12 protein-coding genes and 1 pseudogene are annotated in these 17,372 nt (G+C 56.5%); 4 read left to right on the top strand and 9 right to left on the bottom strand.

Annotated features, from left to right (window positions below; genetic code table 11):
- The 6 genes from LBR61_09075 to LBR61_09050 form a co-directional block, all read right to left on the bottom strand.
- A partial coding sequence (locus tag LBR61_09075; GenBank protein ID MDR1732225.1) for a TRAP transporter substrate-binding protein occupies positions 1-840 on the bottom strand: 840 nt, incomplete at its 3' end.
- A 178-nt stretch (positions 841-1,018) separates the two neighbouring features.
- On the bottom strand, positions 1,019-2,305 hold the full coding sequence (locus LBR61_09070; GenBank protein ID MDR1732224.1) for a TRAP transporter large permease: 1,287 nt from the start codon (positions 2,303-2,305) through the stop codon (positions 1,019-1,021).
- Positions 2,305-2,895 carry a TRAP transporter small permease gene (locus LBR61_09065; protein MDR1732223.1) on the bottom strand — a complete coding sequence of 197 codons (591 nt, stop codon included), beginning with the start codon at positions 2,893-2,895 and terminating at the stop codon, positions 2,305-2,307. Before LBR61_09065 ends, LBR61_09070 begins: the two co-directional genes overlap by 1 nt.
- A gap of 256 nt (positions 2,896-3,151) precedes the next feature.
- Positions 3,152-4,567: an aldehyde dehydrogenase family protein gene (locus tag LBR61_09060; protein ID MDR1732222.1), complete on the bottom strand. Its 1,416-nt coding sequence runs from the start codon at positions 4,565-4,567 to the stop codon at positions 3,152-3,154.
- Between the two features lie 23 nt (positions 4,568-4,590).
- Complete coding sequence (locus LBR61_09055) at positions 4,591-5,427, bottom strand: sugar phosphate isomerase/epimerase (GenBank protein MDR1732221.1); 837 nt, start codon at positions 5,425-5,427, stop codon at positions 4,591-4,593.
- 42 nt (positions 5,428-5,469) lie between these two features.
- The gene (locus tag LBR61_09050; GenBank protein ID MDR1732220.1) at positions 5,470-7,290 is read right to left on the bottom strand and encodes a thiamine pyrophosphate-binding protein; all 1,821 of its coding nucleotides are present in this window, start codon (positions 7,288-7,290) and stop codon (positions 5,470-5,472) included.
- A 355-nt stretch (positions 7,291-7,645) separates the two neighbouring features.
- Here LBR61_09050 and LBR61_09045 point away from each other — a divergent pair, with 355 nt between their 5' ends.
- Together LBR61_09045 and LBR61_09040 are read left to right on the top strand one after the other, a co-directional pair.
- Complete coding sequence (locus LBR61_09045) at positions 7,646-7,879, top strand: UPF0175 family protein (GenBank protein MDR1732219.1); 234 nt, start codon at positions 7,646-7,648, stop codon at positions 7,877-7,879.
- Entirely contained in the window at positions 7,872-8,009 is a 138-nt protein-coding gene (locus LBR61_09040) for a hypothetical protein (GenBank protein ID MDR1732218.1), read from the top strand. The genes LBR61_09045 and LBR61_09040 overlap by 8 nt, the downstream gene beginning before the upstream one ends.
- On the opposite strand, the gene LBR61_09035 is transcribed toward LBR61_09040, so the two are convergent.
- Both LBR61_09035 and LBR61_09030 read right to left on the bottom strand, forming a co-directional pair.
- Positions 8,004-8,378 carry a P-II family nitrogen regulator gene (locus LBR61_09035; protein MDR1732217.1) on the bottom strand — a complete coding sequence of 125 codons (375 nt, stop codon included), beginning with the start codon at positions 8,376-8,378 and terminating at the stop codon, positions 8,004-8,006. The genes LBR61_09040 and LBR61_09035 overlap by 6 nt on opposite strands.
- Positions 8,379-8,519: 141 nt before the next feature.
- Positions 8,520-9,716 (bottom strand): annotated as a pseudogene (locus LBR61_09030) (ammonium transporter).
- Between the two features lie 412 nt (positions 9,717-10,128).
- Between LBR61_09030 and gltB the strand changes: the two are divergent.
- Positions 10,129-14,991 (top strand): glutamate synthase large subunit, encoded by a 4,863-nt coding sequence (gltB, locus tag LBR61_09025; GenBank protein ID MDR1732216.1) that lies wholly within the window; start codon positions 10,129-10,131, stop codon positions 14,989-14,991.
- Between the two features lie 33 nt (positions 14,992-15,024).
- The gene (locus LBR61_09020) at positions 15,025-16,530 is read left to right on the top strand and encodes a glutamate synthase subunit beta (GenBank protein ID MDR1732215.1); all 1,506 of its coding nucleotides are present in this window, start codon (positions 15,025-15,027) and stop codon (positions 16,528-16,530) included.
- A 138-nt stretch (positions 16,531-16,668) separates the two neighbouring features.
- Here LBR61_09020 and LBR61_09015 read toward each other — a convergent pair whose 3' ends face one another.
- A complete protein-coding gene (locus tag LBR61_09015; protein ID MDR1732214.1) occupies positions 16,669-17,319 on the bottom strand; it encodes an RraA family protein in 651 nt (216 codons plus the stop codon).
- Positions 17,320-17,372 lie beyond the last annotated feature (53 nt).

Genomic DNA, 17,372 nt, shown 5'->3' with positions numbered 1-17,372 from the left:
TTTGGCCGCGATTTCGCCCGTGGCTTTGGCGAGGGCTTCCCGGATGGCGGTTTGATAAGCGGGGTCCAGAGAGTCGAACTTCGCCTTGTTCATCAGGAACTGGTTGACGTAAAGCAACTGACGGATGTTGACCAGGAACTTCTGCACTTCCTGGAAATTGGAGCTGAGGTTGGTGTCGTTGGCGTTTTCCTGCGCATCAACGACGCCCTGCTGCAGGCTCATGTACAGTTCGGTGAAGGGCAGGGGCGTGGGGTTGGCGCCAAGAGCCTTCCAGAACGCCAGGTGATAAGGGGAGTTCTGGGTGCGAATTTTGATTCCTTTGAAATCCGCGAGCTTTTCGATTTTGACGTTGGACGTCATGACGCGATAGGTAGCCCCCTGCAGCACACCAAGGCAGATCATCCCGGACGCCGCGTATTTTTCGTTGATCAGCCCGGTGAAATCCGAGTGGTTGAGCGCTTTGTCGATGGCCGCGGCGTCATACTTCGCAAAGAGCAAAGGCAGGTCATAGAAAGCGACAGAGGGAACAAACGTCGTCGTCTGTCCGGGCTGACACGACACAATGTCGATGTCTCCGTTCAGCATCTGCGTCTGCATTTCATTGTCGACGCCGAGCTGACTGTTGGGGAAATAGTCGACGGTAAGCTTACCGCCGGTGATTTCCGCCACGTACCTGCAAAACGCCTCTCCCCACACGTCGCCCGCGGCTCCCAGCGCGGCTCCGTTGCCGTAACGCAGCGTCACGGGGGCGAGCGAGTCGTAAGGACCGGCAGCGACTGATACGGAACACGGAATAAGAGTAAACAACAACAGTAGAACCAGCAATGCTGATTTCCTCATCACCTTAAAACCCTCCTTATTGTTTTGACTGCGAATTAGCTTACGTACAAATGGAAATATTCAAAAATATTCTGGTTCCATCCTTCAAACTGCCCTGCACACTGCAAACCCATATTGAAGCGTTACAACAAAGAAATACCCCCGCTTGGACAATCCCTCCTTCATAAAACAACGTTGCCTACAAAAGTGCCAGGCTCAGCCAGGGAACGTAAGTGATGAAAACCAGGGCGACGGTGAAAGCCAGAATGAAGGGAATCGCCTTTTTGGCCACGACCATGGGCGGTGTGTCGCACAACGTGCTGGCGACAAAGAGATCAAGCCCGAAGGGGGGAGTCACCAGTCCGATCGAAAGGCAGCACACCATGATGACGCCGAAGTGCACAGGATGGATATGCAGGGCGGTGACGATCGGCAGGAGAATCGGCGCCAGAATGACGATGGCGGGCCCCGTGTCCATCACCATGCCCATGAGGAAGAACACCACCACGATGATGCCGATCACCGCCGCTGCGGAACTGAAGTTCTCCAGCACAAATCTGGAAATGACTGCCGGGGCTTTGAGCAGAGTCAGAACCCGTCCGAAGGCGATGGCGAAGGCCAGAAGGAAACACAACGGCGTATAGGTCTTAACGGCGTTCCGAAGGCAGGGAATGATGGATTTTACCGCCATTGAGCGATAGAAAAACACGGACACCACCAAAGAATAGAACACCGATATGCAGGCGGCCTCCGTGGGAGTGACGATACCTCCATAGATGCCTCCCAGAACGATGACCGGCGACATGAGTGCCGGAAGGCTGCTCCACAGGATGCGCCACAAACCCAACGCCCGCATCTCCGCGAGCCTGGCGTCGATCTTTTGCCTGTCTTCCCCGTGCCTGCGGCAATAATAGACTGCGTACACCATGAGGCAAATGCCTATAAAAATGCCCGGCAGCACGCCGCCGATGAAGAGAGCGCTTGTCGATACCCCCGTAGCCAGCGAATAGAGCACGAAGGGGATCGACGGCGGAATGATCACGCCCAACCCGCCAGCAGTCGCCACCATGCTCGCGGAAAAAATCTTGTTATACCCAAGTTCCGTGAGAAACGGTATCGCCATCGCGCCGACGGCCGCCGTCGTGGCGGGGCCTGAGCCTGAAATCGCTCCATAAAAAAGACAGGTGAGAATGTCCGCGCAGGGCAGCCCGCCGGTCAACCGCCCGACAAAATACGCGAAGATGCTGAACAGCCTGCGGGAAATTCCTCCCTCGGCCATAATGACTCCCGCCAGGATGAAGAGAGGCACCGCGATGATAGGCGTCGTGTCCGCGCCGGAGAAGCTGTTGGTGATCATTTGATTGATCGAACCGCCCGCGTTGCTGCCCATGATCATGGGCGTCATGGCGCTCAGCACGATGCCCATCACGATAGGCATCCCGAAGATCATCGCGATGCCCAGAACGATAAAAATCAGACCAACCATTACGCCGCACCTCCGCCCGTGATGTTTTGCCGAAAGGCCATGTCGTCCTGAGATGCCAGCATTGTTTCGGCCTGCGCTTCCTTCAGCGTCGCCTCAATGGTGGTTTCCGCCTTGTCGTTGAAATGACGGAAATTTTCGACAAGAGCTTGAACTGTCCGTAAAACCGAGAGTCCAAATCCGATCATGGTGGACATATAAATCGTCCACATGGGAATGCGCATAGCGGACGATATTTCGCGGGTCACGTTTTTGATGCGTCCAACGATGGTAACCGAGTGAGTGAACAAAACGCAGAACAAGGCCAGAACGATGAAATTGCACAAAATTTTTACCGTGTTCTGGATTTTTGCCGGGAACAAATCCATCACGACGCCGACGCGCAGCATACTTCCCTTTTGAATCGTATAGCTTATAGAGAGAAACACCGTCCATACGTAGCAGTATCGACAAAATTCTTCAGGCCATGACATGGAATCGTTCAAAAAGTACCGCGCGATAATTTGGGCTAACATGACGAAGTTTATGATGACGAGCAAAACAACTAAAATTATTTCTTCAAAGTAGTTGTCCAACCATTTGAGAAGTTTCACTGTGAAGCCTCCGTTTCTGTTCGGACACGGGCGTGAAATTCGGCCAATGTCTTCTGAAGATAGCGAATTACATAAGCGCAGGCCAAAAAATAACGTTAAAGCCTAACATTTTAGATTAAGCCACAGTAATTTTTCAATAAAGGCTGAAAAAACTTGCTTTTTAGTCGTTCTTCAATGCAGTCCCAAGCTCCCGCGCGCCCTGACGGGTTTTTTCGGCAGCGGTCTCATCGTTCTGCCTCCGGCTGTATGTCGTCTTTCACGAGCGGGTGATCGACGCGTCGTAGAATTCGCCGAACAGAGTGGATTCTTCCGGCTGGTCCCTCAGAATCGGGTGGGCCACGAAGGTGCTCTGCATGTAATATTTCAGCCCGATGTTGTCCGAAACCTGATTGCCGCCCCAGATGCCGCACCCCATGCTGGAGGTCATGGGCATTCCGTTCTCCGCGCTGCCGGCGTTGGCCTTGGACTGAGGCTGACGCACCATGATGCGGGTGACGGGGGCGCGCAGAGCCAGACGGTTAATATGAGCGTCGTCGTGGCTGTAAATCCCGCAGGAGTGCCCACGCCCGCCGACTTTGTAAATTTCGTCCATCATTTTCAGAGCGTTTTCGAATTCTCCTTCGTAACGATACAAAGCCAGCAGGGTGGTCAGTTTTTCTCCGCTGAATTTGTATTCTTTACCGATTCCGGTCCCTTCCACCATGACGAATTTTCGGTCATCCGGAATCGTAAATCCGGCAGCCTGAGCGAGTTTCTGCGGGGAAACGGCTACCGTCTCCACACGGCGGTGACCTTCTTCGTCCCACATGACCTTTTCCAGCTTCGACCGTTCTTCGGGTGTCGCCAGATATCCGCCCTCATTTTTAAGGGCCGCCACCATTTTGTCGTAGAGTCCGCCGTAAATGACGAGGTTGCCGTCGGCGGAGCAACCGGAGCCGAAGTCGGAGGTTTTGCTGATCCGCGTGTTCCGCGCCGCGATCTCCACGTCGGTGGTTTCGTCGAAGATCATGGTGGCGTTGCCGGCTCCGGAACAATAGGCGGGTTTTCCGGAACTGTGCGCGGCCTTCGTCATGGCAGGGCCGCCCGTGGCCATAATGAGGTCTCCCATTTTCATGATCTGGTTCACCACCGCCATGTTGGGGTCCGTGATGCACTGCAGAAAATCCTCGGGCTCACCGATGGCCTTCAGCGCCTCCCGCATCAGGCGAACAACCTCGAAGGTCGTTTTCTTCGTGCGGGGATGAGGGGAGAAAATGGCGACGTCGCGGGCCTTCAGCGTATAAATCGCGGTGACGATGGGCGTGAGTTCGGGGTTGGTCATGGGAATCAACGAAACGATGAGCCCCGCCGGTTTCGCGTAACGAACGAGCCCTTTTTCGGGGTTGATCTCCACAATTCCCACGCTTTTCTGACGCAGAGCGTCGCGCAGCACTCCCAGAATCTTGTGTCGCTTGCCGTAGCGCCCGGCGCGGTCGCCGGAACCGCTTTCATCGACTCCCATGTGGCAGACCCGCTCGAAATCCCGAGGATTTCCCGCTGCCCAGGCCACCGCCTGGCACATGCGGTCCACCCTTTCCTGAGTGTAATTTTCGATAATCGCCTGTGCCTTTCGTGCGCGTTCCACAAGCTCTTCAAGCATTTTCAAATCTTCAGGTATTATTTCCTTTGCCATTTCATCTCGCTCCTTCCAACCGCTTATTCGATTCCGTGCTTTTTCATGTAAGCCTTTGCCGTGACAAGGCAGCGTCGCGCATGTTCGACGGCGCCCAATTTCGAAACTTTTTCAAGATGAGGTAATTCGATGGAAAAAAGAACATTTTCGGGAAGTTTCTTCACAATTCCGGCGATGTCGATGGCTCCTTCGCCGACGTAGTCGCGGGCGTCGCGTCCAACGCGGATCAGTTCATCTTTATATCCGGGGCTCGATGGATCCGGTATTTCTTTGGGGCCGTCGCAGATGTGCATGAAGCGGAAAAGGTTTTTCGGGCAGTTTTCCAGCTCCGACAAAGAAACGCGGGAACGGTAAAAATGAAGAGTGTCCACGAAAATCGCCGCGTTGGGCTTTTTTACGGCGCTCAAAACGTCGCGGACGCCCTTCAGCGTGCTGACGGCGGCCCAGGTGACGAACTCCAGATTGACAAAAATGCCGTACTGTCCCGCCAGGTCACAGAGTTTTCCGAATTGCTCCAGATAAAAATCTTTTTTGTCGGTCCAAATGCTGCTGATAACGTCTTTGACGCCGAGCCTGGCCGCCGCTTCGAAAGCGCTTTCGTAGCGCCCGACGTCGATGCCCTCGGCGATTCTGGCCAGCTCAATGTCGTTAATCTTCATGCCCGTTTCCTTCAGGGCCTGTTCTGTCAGTTTGAAAAGTTCCGGGTTTTTCGCCAGGTCGAAATCGTATTCCCCTTTGACGCCTTGGCTGATCGGACGGATACCGACCGCGTCGTAGCCGATCAGGCGGGCGTTGTAAATCATCTCGGGAGGGGACCACTGTAAAACCGTGAGCTGCGCAAGAGAATATCTGCGTGTCATGCTTTTTGTCTCCTTTCTCCGTGCTTCTCCGGCATCCTGCGCTCACGCCCGGTGGGACTGTCCGTGTCCGGGGGCGATATATCTGCCGTTTTCTTTTTTGATGAGTTTGCCTTCGCTCACCAGGTCGCTGGGGTTGTAAATGTCGTTGATGTTCCAGCATCCGGGGGTGGGAACGGCGATGTTCTCCATGGGGACGTCCAGCAGCCAGGGTTCGTCGCTGTCCAGCGCGGCTTTAAATGCAGGGGCGAAGGCGTCCGCGGTTTCGATACGCAGGGCTTTTATGCCATATCCGCGCGCCACGGCGGCCCAGTCGGGAGAGTAGGATTTTCCGTCGGGCGTTGTGAATACGGTGCTGAACTTTGTGCCGTAGCTGGAATTCATCAGCCCTGCAATGGTTCCAAAGGCGCTGTTGTTCATGACCACCCATACCACAGGGATATTTTGCTCCACAGCCGTGGCGATGACGGACGGGTTTGTTCCAAAACCGCCGTCGCCAACGAGGGTGATGACTTTTCTGTCGGGGGCGGCCAGTTTAACGCCCAGGAGTGCGGCCGCGCCGAACCCCATCGTGGCAAGGCCGGAGCTGTGGTGAATGGTCCCCGGAACGGTAATGTCGTACTGCTGGGCCATGCCGTTTTTGTTCCAGCCCACGTCGGTGACGATCATTCCGTTTTCCGGCAGAATGGCCTTTACATCGTGCAGAATGCGCTGCGGTGTCATGGGAAAACGTCCGTCTTCGCATATCGCTTTGTTTTCCACCCGGAATTTTGCCTTGAAATCGGCGATTTCTTTTCGAAGTTCCGGCTTTTTTCTGCCCTCGGGCAGGAGGCGTTTCGCTTCTGTGAGAATTTGTCGAAGCGCTGACCTGAGGTCGGCGACGGCTCCGATTTCGACGGGATAGTTCCGTCCGATTTCCGTGGGGTCGATGTCGATCTGGAGGAATCGGGTTTTCGTCTGGTCAAAGGTGACGCCCGGGTACCAGCTTGAGCTGTCAGCCTCGGCGAAACGGGTTCCCAGCGCGAGAATGACGTCCGCGCCGGTGGTCATTCTGTGGGTCAGTTCGAATCCCCAGAACCCCGTCTGTCCCAGCATGAGCGGATGCGCGTCGGACAGGCAGCCATGCCCCATGAGCGTGCGGGAAACGGGAATGTCGAGGAATTCAGCCAGTTCTCTCAGTTCTTCGGAGGCCTCCGCGAGAAGAATACCGCCGCCGGCGTGGAGGACGGGGCGTTCCGCGGCGATCAGCCTTTCGGCGATGACTTTCGCGGTTTCCGGGTCGAGGGCGGGCCGGATTGTACGGGGGCTGTCCATATAAGTCCGCTCAAACAGGTCGGTGTCGATTGCCCGTGAAAACATATCCATCGGAATCGAGATGAGTACAGGTCCTGGCCTGCCGCTTTCGGCCATACGAAAGGCCTTGTCCAGAATGGCGGGAAGAGATTCCGGATCGTCCAAACGCCAGGCGCGCTTGACGAAGGGTTTATATACGTCGTACTGGGCCCCGTCGCAATGCATGTTGACCTCCTGGTGCGGATGGCGGCCGTAGTAATAACTGGGAACATCTCCGGACAGAACCACCATGGGAATGCTGTCAAACGCGGCATTGGCCACGCCGGTGACGGCGTTGAGGATGCCGGGACCCAGATGGGTGATGACAACTCCGGCCTTCTTTTTTACGCGAGCGTATCCATCCGCCGCGAAAGCCGCAATTTCCTCGTGACGGACCGAAATATACCGGATCTTTTTGCTTTTACCCAGCGCAACGAGCATCGCGATCACCGTGTGTCCGGTCAGCCCGAATACATGCTCTACGCCCCGTCTTTCGAGGTAATCGACGATCTGTTCAGAAAGCAGTTTTTTCATAATCTGTGGAGTTCCTCCTCTCAAAATGCAACATCCTCTTCCGCGTCCCAGGTAGTGGACAGTTCGATCGCTGGAAAATGCTTTTAAAAGAAGTTAAAAGAAAAAATTCCATCTAGCAGAATTTATTATTAAAATATAAAAATATGGTCTGTATTGTGAAATTTTTACCATAAGCGTTTTATTTTGTCAAACGTTTTTTTGAATTATTTTTTTGAATAATTTGTTGCGGATTTGCGTTTGTGACGGTAGAGTCATTAATTTTATAAGGGTAAATTATGAAAGAAAAAAATGAAATAAGGAGCTACGCGGAACGATCCAAAGGTTTATAATGACCTTATGAAACGGGGGGATCGCGATGATAAACGTCCTGTTGAACATACAGTTGCCCGATATGTCCGGCGTAAGCGAATTGGATTTGAAAGTCGCGCTGGGGGCAAAGCTGTACGAAACCGAACGGCTTTCTCTGGGACAGGCGGCGGATGCCGCCGGTTTGTCAAAACGTGCTTTTGCCGAATTGCTGGGGCATTATGGCGTTTCTTTGTTCTCCCAAAACGCGGAGGCATTGCGGGAGGATATAGCGAGTGCCTGAAGTCATATCCAATACAAGCTGCCTGATTGCTTTGTCGAATAATGAAATTGTTGCGGGAAAAACAAAAGACGCGGCGATCGTTCAGGTTCAGACGACCGCCGCGTCTTTCGAGACGAGAAGGGGATTATGAGTTTTGTTCCTGAGCTCGGTCGTAGTCGTACTGTAAAGCGTCGTAGCCCTCCTCGCCGGTGCTGATCCGGATTACGTTTTCCACGTCGTAGACGAAGATTTTCCCGTCTCCAACCGATCCGGTGTAAAGCACGGATTTCGCTGCGTTTATGACGGTCTGAACCGGAACCTTGCAGACCACCGTTTCCACTCGAACCTTTGGCAGAAGCGTCATTTCTACCCTGGCGCCCCGATAGAACTCGGTTTTTCCCTTCTGAGCGCCGCAGCCGCTGACCGGATTCACCGTCAGGCCCGTGATGCCGATCCCGTTCAGAGCCTCCTTCAGGGCCTCCAGCTTCGTCGGGTTCGCGTAAATTTCCACCTTGCTCATCTTCGGGTGATTCCCTTCCGAAGCGGGCTTGCGCGCGACGGGTGCGGCCACGGCAGGGGCGGCCTTTTCGGCCTTTCCGTTTCCGGCGTTCAGAACATGGAAGGCTTCGGCCGTGAAGGGCATGAAATCGGCGTAACTGCTGGTCAGGCCGTGTTCGCAGAGATCGAGCCCCTCCAGCTCTTCTTCTCGCGTCACCCGAAGCCCCATCACGGCTCTGATGGTCAAAAAGACCACCAGCATACTCCCGCAGGTCCAGACAGCGGTGGCAACGACGCCCAGAATCTGAATCAGCGTCATGTGAACGCCGCCTCCGTAAAACAGGCCGCCGTCGGTGGCAAAGATGCCGGTCAGAATCGTTCCGGCGGCTCCGCAGAGGCCGTGAACGCCGATAGCCCCCACCGGGTCGTCCACCCGGAGCTTCTGGTCGATGAACTCGATTCCGTACACGAGGACAAAAGCGGCAATCAGACCGATCCAGAACGCGCCGAAGGCGTTCACCGCGTCGCAGCCAGCCGTAATGGCCACCAGACCTCCCAGAGAGCCGTTCAGGGTCATGGAGACGTCGGGTTTCCCGAAGCGAATCCAGGTGATTCCCATGGTGACGACGGTGGCCACGGCCGCGGCCAGGTTGGTGTTGAAGATGATGCTGCCCATGGAGACCAGGGCGTCGTCACCGGTGGCCGAAACGGTGGAGCCGCCGTTGAAACCGAACCAGGCGAACCAGAGAATGAAAACGCCCAGCGCCCCTAAAGTCAGGCTGTGACCTGGAATGGCCTGAACCTTGCCCTCGGAGTTGTATTTTCCGATTCGCGCGCCCAAAAGACAGGCCCCCACCATTGCGGCCAGCCCTCCCACCATATGTACGGCGGTGGACCCCGCGAAGTCGTGGAATCCAAGCTGCATCAGCCAGCCGCCCCCCCAGATCCAGTGTCCGGAGATGGGATAGATCACGGCGCTGATCACTGCGCTGTAGGTGCAGTAGGAGACGAATTTCGTCCGCTCCGCCATGGCACCGGATACGATGGTCGCCGCCGTGGCGCAGAAAACCGTTTGAAACATCAGAAAAACATAGGTATGGAAGGTGGAGCTGTAGTTGCCCTGTACAAAGAAATCAGGACTGCCGATGATCCCTCCCAGGTCCTTTCCGAACATCAGCCCGAAGCCCAGCGCCCAGAAAACCACCGACCCCAGGCAGAAATCCAACAGGTTCTTCATGATGATGTTGCCCGCGTTTTTGGCCCGGGTGAACCCCGTCTCCACCATGGCAAACCCCGCCTGCATAAAAAATACCAGGATCGCCGCCAAAAGCACCCAGATCGTATCGACAGCCGAATACATTTTGTTTCCCCCCATTCGAATTGAATATCGGGATTGTATATTCATTTTTATATTTGTCAAGTATTTTTTAAAAATATATGCTTAAAAATTATTTAGAATTGTATAAAATAAATTTTTTTATATTTTTAGCACATAATTCTTAACACATAAGCAATATGATCTGAAAGAGACGAAAGGGCTTGCCCTGAAAAGATTCTTGTGCTAAACTCCTGCGAATTATTCTTCTCGCCGCAAGTTAATTGCCCCGGAAGAAGGAAAGATAACTAAGGAAAGATAATTCATCACGTCCGTGGGGAAAACGCACCCGACTTTTCCCCTGTATAAATTTTATATTTTTCAATTTCGTTATTTAAAACGAAAAAAAGAAAACGAAAAAGGCGAAAAAGGATTGATGGGAAGGAGATTGGCGGAAATGAAGCAAAAATTAACGCAAAATTCAGAAGAAAAAAACTATGGATCGCCGAGACATCCGGCAACTGGTCTGCCGCCCGCTCAGGGGCTTTACGACCCGAGGTTCGAGCGTGACGCCTGCGGGATTGGGATGCTGGTGAACATTAAAGGCAAAAAATCCCACGCGCTGGTTCGGGACGCCCTGAAGGTCCTGATTAACCTCACCCACAGAGCCGGCGCGGGGGCGGATCCTGCCGTGGGCGACGGCGCGGGGCTCCTCATGCAGATTCCCCACCGTTTTCTCCGGCGCGTCTGCGCCAGTCAGGGGCTGGAGCTTCCAGAAGAAGGCGGGTACGGCGTGGCGATGATGTTCGCCTCTCCGGACCAGGGCCGCCGGGACAGAACCCTTGCCATATTCGAGACAATCGTGCGCTCGGAGGGGCTGGAGATGATCGGCCTTCGTCCGGTTCCCACCTATCCGGAAGCCGTGGGACAGCTGGCCCGGGACATCTGTCCCGCCATCATTCAGGCGTTTATTCGCAGGCCGGAGTCCATGAGCCGGGACGATTTCGAGCGCAAACTGTACGTCATTTCGAAACTGGCCCTCGCTCAGATACGAAATGTAAAATATATCAGTTCGGATCCTTATTTCTACCTCTCCAGCATCTCCTCGCGCACCGTCGTTTATAAGGGAATGCTGGTGCCCGATCAGATCAGCCTCTTTTACACGGACCTTCGTGACGAGGACGTGGAGTCCGCCATAGCGCTGGTTCACTCCCGTTACTCCACCAACACCTTTCCAAGCTGGGAAAGAGCCCATCCCATCCGGTATCTCATCCACAACGGAGAGATCAACACCATTCGGGGCAACGTCAACTGGGTGAAGGCCCGGGAGTCTCTGATGAAGTCGGAAAAATACGGGGAGGACTACGAAAAAATTCTGCCCATTATCAACGAGGACGGCAGCGACTCCGCCATGCTGGACGACTTTCTCCAGTTCATGAAAAACGCCGGCTACAGCCTGCCTCACGCTCTGATGATGGCGATTCCGGAGCCCTGGGAGAAGGACGACTTTATGGACGCCGACAGGAAGGCTTTTTACGAGTATTGCAGCTGCCTCATGGAGCCCTGGGACGGCCCGGCGGCCATTGCATTCACCGACGGGGTCGTGGCCGGCGCGCGCCTGGACCGGAACGGACTGCGCCCTTCCCGGTATTATGTCACCAAAAACGACATGCTGATCCTTTCCAGCGAGGTGGGGGTCCTTCCGATTCCGGAGGAGGACATTCTGAAAAAGAACCGCCTCTGTCCGGGGAAAATGCTTCTGATCGACACGGAGGAAGGCCGCATCATCGAAGACGACGAAATCAAGTCCCGGGTGGCGACCGAGCGGCCCTACAGAAAATGGGTGGAGGACAACGTTCTGGAACTGGAAAATCTTCCCCTGGCGTCGGGCGCCGGTCAGCGGTGGCGGGACGTCATCCAGAGCAAGCGCTCCGCCAACTCTCCCATCCCCGGGGAGAAGGCCCTGCTGAAGCAGTTCGTGGGCCTGGAGTCCCTGTTTGTCCACACGGAAAACGCGGAGCCGCTCCCCTTCGATCTGGTCGAGTCGGAAAAAATTTTCGGCTACACCTGGGAGGACCTGAACCTCACACTGAGGCCCATGAGCGAAAAAGGCGAGGAACCCATCTCGGCCATGGGGGTCGACGCGCCTCTGGCCATCCTCTCCGAGCGGCCTCAGCTCCTTTACAACTATTTCAAGCAGATGTTCGCGCAGGTCACGAATCCCCCGCTGGACGCGCTCCGAGAGGCCAACGTCACATCCTCCGGCGTGCAGTTCGGCAGCGAGGGAAACCTGCTGGACCCCGGGCCGGAAAACTGCCGCATGATCCGCGCCGCAACGCCGATCCTTTCCGACGACGAGCTCCTGAAGCTTCGCAATATCGACGAAAAGGGCTTCCGAAGCGTGACTCTGCCCATGCTCTTCAGCGCCCGGGCGCAGGGCGGTCTTAAAAAGGCGCTGGACGATCTTTTCTTCGCCGCCGACATCGCGGTGGAGAGCGGCTACAACATCCTGATCCTCTCCGACCAGGGGGCGGATGAAAACAGAATTCCCATTCCCTCGCTGCTGGCCGGAGCTGGTCTGCATCATCATCTGATACGCAACAAAACCCGACCCTCCGTGAGCATCGTTCTGGAGTCCGGAGAACCCAGAGAAACGCACCATTTTGCGGCGTTGGTCGGATACGGCGTGGACGCGGTGAACCCCTGGCTGGCATACCGGGTGGTGGAGGACATGAGCGCGGACCCGGAAATGGCGCTTCGGAACTATCGGGACGCCCTCACGAAGGGTATCGTCAAAACGGCGTCGAAGATGGGCATTTCCACCGTCCGCAGTTACCACGGAGCGCAGATTTTCGAGGCCCTCGGGGTCAGCGAGGAGGTGGTGAACGAGTATTTCACCGGGACGGTCACCCGTATCGGAGGCGTCACCCTGAAGGAAATCGAGGCCGAGGCCAGAGCCAGGCACGGGGAGGCCTTTGCCCCGGGACAGAAAACGCTCTGTCCGGGCGGCGATCTGAAATGGCGCAGTGACACCACCCGCAGCCTCGAAATTCCGGCCTTTCGAGGGGTTTCCCTGTTGGGAGACAACTCCCTGAACTCGGCGGAATACCACCTTTTCAACCCCGAAAACATTTATTACCTTCGGGAATCCTGCCGGACTGGCAACTATGAAATGTTCAAAAAATTTACCGCCAACGTCGCCAGCCGTTCGGACGTCATGAAAAATATTCGCAGTCTGCTGAACATGGTGACCCGAAGCAAGCCGATCCCGCTGGAGTCGGTGGAGCCGGTGGAGAGCATCGTCAAACGGTTCAAAACGGGGGCCATGTCCTACGGCTCCATCAGCCCGGAGGCCCACGAGTGCATCGCCATCGCCATGAACCGGCTGCGGGGGAAGAGCAACACGGGCGAGGGTGGAGAAATTCCGGAACGATGGGAAAAGCGTGAAAACGGCGACGACGCGTCCAGCGCCATCAAGCAGGTGGCCTCGGCCCGCTTCGGCGTCAGCATCGCCTACCTCACCAACGCCGTGGAGATTCAGATCAAAATGGCTCAGGGGGCCAAGCCGGGCGAGGGCGGTCATCTGCCGGGCAGCAAGGTGTATCCCTGGATCGCCAGAGCGCGGAACTCCACGCCGGGGGTGGACCTGATCTCCCCTCCGCCTCACCACGACATCTATTCCATCGAGGATCTGGCGCAGCTGATTCACGATCTGAAGAACGCCAACCGGCACGCCCGAATCAACGTCAAGCTCGTTTCCGAGGCGGGAATAGGCACCATCGCGGTGGGAGTCGCCAAGGGGCTGGCCGACGTCATCCTGATCAGCGGCTACGACGGCGGAACCGGCGCCGCCCCCCGAAGCAGCATTCGTCATACCGGACTCCCCTGGGAGCTGGGGCTTGCCGAGGCCCATCAGACCCTGCTGCTGAACAATTTCCGCAACAGAGTCACCCTGGAGGTGGACGGGAAACTGCTCACGGGACGGGACATCGTCATCGCGGCTCTGCTGGGGGCGGAGGAGTTCGGGTTCGCCACCTCCGTTCTGGTCGTCCTGGGGTGCAACATGATGCGGGTCTGCAATCTGGACACCTGCCCCGTGGGCATCGCCACCCAGAATCCGGAGCTTCGGAGGAAATTTCAGGGTAAGCCCGAGCACGTGGAGAATTTTATGAAATTTCTGGCGCAGGAGGTTCGCGAGTGGATGGCGCTCCTTGGCGTGCGCAACTTCAACGACCTGATCGGCCACGCGGAACTGCTGCGGGTCAAACACAAAATCTACACCGAAAAGGCCAGAACCATCGACCTGTCCGGACTTCTTTTCCAGCCCTCGTCCATCGAGAGCCGGGAAGAGCGTTACTTCCACTTTCCGCAGGAACACATGCTCCAGAGGTCTCTGGACAAAAACACGCTCCTGCCTCTGTGTTTCCCGGCCCTCACCCGAAACGCGGGAAGTCCGGAGAAAATCACCTCTCACCTCCACATCGACAACACGAACCGGACCATTGGCAGCATGCTTTCCGGCGACATCACCCGGGCTTTTGGAATCGACGGGCTGCCGGAGGATACGGTGCACCTGACCTTTGACGGCTCGGCGGGGCAGAGCTTTGGGGCCTTCCTCGCGCCGGGGGTGACTCTGGAGCTTCACGGCGAGGCCAATGACCACGTGGGAAAGGGCCTGTCGGGAGGGCGGATTATTGTCATGCCGCCGGAAGGGGCCAACGACGACGCTTCGCCCGGTTACGCGGAGAAGGAAGAAAACGTCATCATCGGCAACGTCGCCCTGTACGGCGCGACTTCCGGAGAAGCTTGGATTCGAGGCGTGGCCGGGGAGCGGTTCTGTGTCAGGAACAGCGGAGCCACCGCCGTTGTGGAGGGAATTGGAGACCACGGCTGCGAGTATATGACCGGCGGGTTCGTCGTCGTCCTCGGGCCCACGGGCAGGAACTTCGCCGCGGGCATGTCCGGGGGCGTGGCCTGCGTCTGGGACCCCAAAGACCAGCTGAAGCACCGGGCCAACCTGGGTCTCGTCAGCCTGACGAACCTCAGCGATGAGGACGCGGAGCTTCTAAAAAAGATTCTCGAACGCCACCTGACCTTTACCGGCAGTCCCAAGGCCCGAACGATTCTGGAGGACATGGACCGGTATCGCGGCGAGTTCGTCAAGGTCATCCCCTACGCCTACCGCAAAGCCCTGGCGGCGATGGAAGGCGCCAGAAACGCGGTTCCCGACGTGGACGCCGAAGCCGGAGCGGAGGTCGTCGCGGAAAGCGGAAACGTACTGGAAACGGCCGCGCCCGTCTCGGAGATGACCCGGGACTGACCCCGGCGGCAGAAGGGGAAGAGGTGTAAACAAATGGGAAAACCCACAGGATTTATGGAATACGAAAGAGTCGAATCTGCGCATCGACCGGTCAAAGAGCGGATCGGCGACTATTTCGATCTGGTTCTGCCGCCGGACCGGGAGACGATTACAAGGCAAAGCGCCCGTTGCATGGACTGCGGAGTGCCCTTCTGCCACGCGGGAATTCTGGTGGAGGGGTCTTCGATTGGTTGTCCTCTGGGGAATCTCGTCCCGGAGATCAACGACCTCGTTTACCGAGGGGACGTGGAAGCCGCCTACGCGCGCATGACGATGATGCATCCCTTTCCGGAGTTCACGTCCAGGGTCTGTCCCGCCCTTTGCGAGGGCTCCTGCACGCTGGGAGAACATGAACCCGCCGTGACGATTCGGGACATCGAACGGTACGTGGTGGACACCATGCTGGACGGCGGGAAACTCCGTCCCCGCCCGCCGCGGAGCCGCACGGGACGGCGAGTGGCGGTGGTGGGGTCCGGGCCTTCGGGGCTGGCCTGCGCTGACGTTTTGAACCGGCTGGGCCATCAGGTCACGATCTTCGAGAGGGCCAACCGCCCCGGCGGACTTCTGACCTATGGCATTCCCAACATGAAGCTCGAAAAATCTCTCGTCGATCAGCGGATTCAGATCATGGCCGAGGAAAACGTGACCTTCGTCCTGAACGCGGAGGTGGGGCTGGACGTTCCGGTTATACGGCTGATGACCGAGTTCGACGCGGTGGTCCTCTGCTGCGGCGCGACAAACGAGCGAAAACTCGACGTCCCCGGCTGCGACCTGAAGGGCGTTTACACGGCGATACCCTATCTGACGGCGTCCACGAAGCGCCTTCTGGACCCCAACAACGCCGTTCTGCCGGGCCTGAGCCTGAGAGGGGCGGAACCCTCGTCTCTGGACGCCCGGGGTCGGAAAGTGGTGGTGGTGGGCGGAGGCGACACCGGCACGGACTGCGTCGGCACCGCCATCCGTCAGGGAGCTGAAAGTGTGGTGCAACTCGAAATTATGCCGCCTCTTCCGGAATGTCGCGCTCCGGAGAACCCCTGGCCCCTCTGGCCTCGGGTTTTCCGCACCGATTACGGACACTGCGAGGCCCGGGAGCTGTTCGGGGCGGATCCGAGACGCTTTTCCACCACCCTTCGGGAAATACATGGCGAGGGAGGAAGGGTGTCCTCCGTGACCGCCGTGGAGGTCGAATGGGGCACTGAAGGCGGACGCAGGGTTCCCCGACCCATTCCCGGAACGGAGTTCGAACTGGAGGCCGATCTGGTGGTGACCGCCATGGGCTTCACCGGCCCTGAGCGCACTCTCATCGACCAGCTTCAGCTGGAGGTCGACGGGCGGGGCTGTGTTCGGGCGGGAGATAACGACTACAAAAGCAGCCTGCTGACGGTTTTTGCCGCCGGAGACATGCGTCGTGGCCCCAGTCTGGTGGTTTGGGCTCTGAGAGAAGGTCGCAACGCCGCTCTCTCCTGTGATCGCTATCTGAACGAGCGACAGGGATTTTAGAGCAAACATGAACAGGACAACCCTGCGGAGCGGCTTCGAAAAAGAGGCTGTTCCACAGGGTTGCGTTGAATCCGAAGGTCAGTCGGGCCGTATATTTTATTAATTCTGCCTGCTCTAATTTGAAATATTACATAAATATTACATCGCGCCTATTTTTGCGTAAGTATCCGCAAGAGTGGCACCTTTCAGCAAATTTTCTCTGACGGTATCCTCTTTTTTAACAATTTCCAGCGCCTTCGTGAATACCTCTTCCGCTATATCCTGAGGGATGATGGCCACGCCGTCGAGATCGGCGAAAATGTAGTCGCCGGGGTTGATCAGAACGCCGTCTATTTTGATCGGAATTTTGCACTCGCTGACCTCACAGCGCCCTTTGGAGGAGAGGGGCAAACTTCCCTTGTAATACAGAGGGAAACCCATTTCCTTCATTTTGCGCAGGTCGCGGGATCGACCGTCTATCAGCGCGCCTGCGCCTTTTTTCACCTGTATGGCCGTCGCCAGCAGCTCGCCCATGAGAGCGCAATCGTATTCACCCCGCGTAACGAGCACGTAAACCTCGCCCTCCGAGATTTGGTCGATGACTTTGCACTGGGCGGTGAGCGGATTTTCCGGCATGGAATAGACCTGCGTCCCGATACTGGTGAAAGCGCGGCCAAAAAGGACCACGTCCGGATCCAGAGGGCGGAACTGATCCCCCAGCGCCTGGTGTTTGTAGCCCAACTGGTCCATCACGTCGCAAAGAATAGCTGTATAAAGAGTGTTTTTTAAATATTCATGTGTATATTCCATAAAAGTGCCCCCGCCTTCAGCGTTCACTTAGCGGCTTCGATCATTTTGAGATA

Source organism: Synergistaceae bacterium (genome assembly GCA_031272035.1).
Taxonomy (GTDB): domain Bacteria; phylum Synergistota; class Synergistia; order Synergistales; family Aminobacteriaceae; genus JAISSA01.
This window is presented reverse-complemented; position numbering and strand designations above follow the sequence as displayed.

Bases quoted from the DNA above. Each gene is read 5' to 3' on its own strand.
- LBR61_09060 (MDR1732222.1), bottom strand. From the start codon at position 4,567: ATGGCAAAGGAAATAATACCTGAAGATTTGAAAATGCTTGAAGAGCTT.
- LBR61_09070 (MDR1732224.1), bottom strand. From the start codon at position 2,305: ATGGTTGGTCTGATTTTTATCGTTCTGGGCATCGCGATGATCTTCGGG.
- LBR61_09020 (MDR1732215.1), top strand. From the start codon at position 15,025: ATGGGAAAACCCACAGGATTTATGGAATACGAAAGAGTCGAATCTGCG.
- LBR61_09045 (MDR1732219.1), top strand. From the start codon at position 7,646: ATGATAAACGTCCTGTTGAACATACAGTTGCCCGATATGTCCGGCGTA.
- LBR61_09055 (MDR1732221.1), bottom strand. From the start codon at position 5,427: ATGACACGCAGATATTCTCTTGCGCAGCTCACGGTTTTACAGTGGTCC.
- LBR61_09015 (MDR1732214.1), bottom strand. From the start codon at position 17,319: ATGGAATATACACATGAATATTTAAAAAACACTCTTTATACAGCTATT.
- LBR61_09035 (MDR1732217.1), bottom strand. From the start codon at position 8,378: ATGAGCAAGGTGGAAATTTACGCGAACCCGACGAAGCTGGAGGCCCTG.
- LBR61_09050 (MDR1732220.1), bottom strand. From the start codon at position 7,290: ATGAAAAAACTGCTTTCTGAACAGATCGTCGATTACCTCGAAAGACGG.
- gltB (MDR1732216.1), top strand. From the start codon at position 10,129: ATGAAGCAAAAATTAACGCAAAATTCAGAAGAAAAAAACTATGGATCG.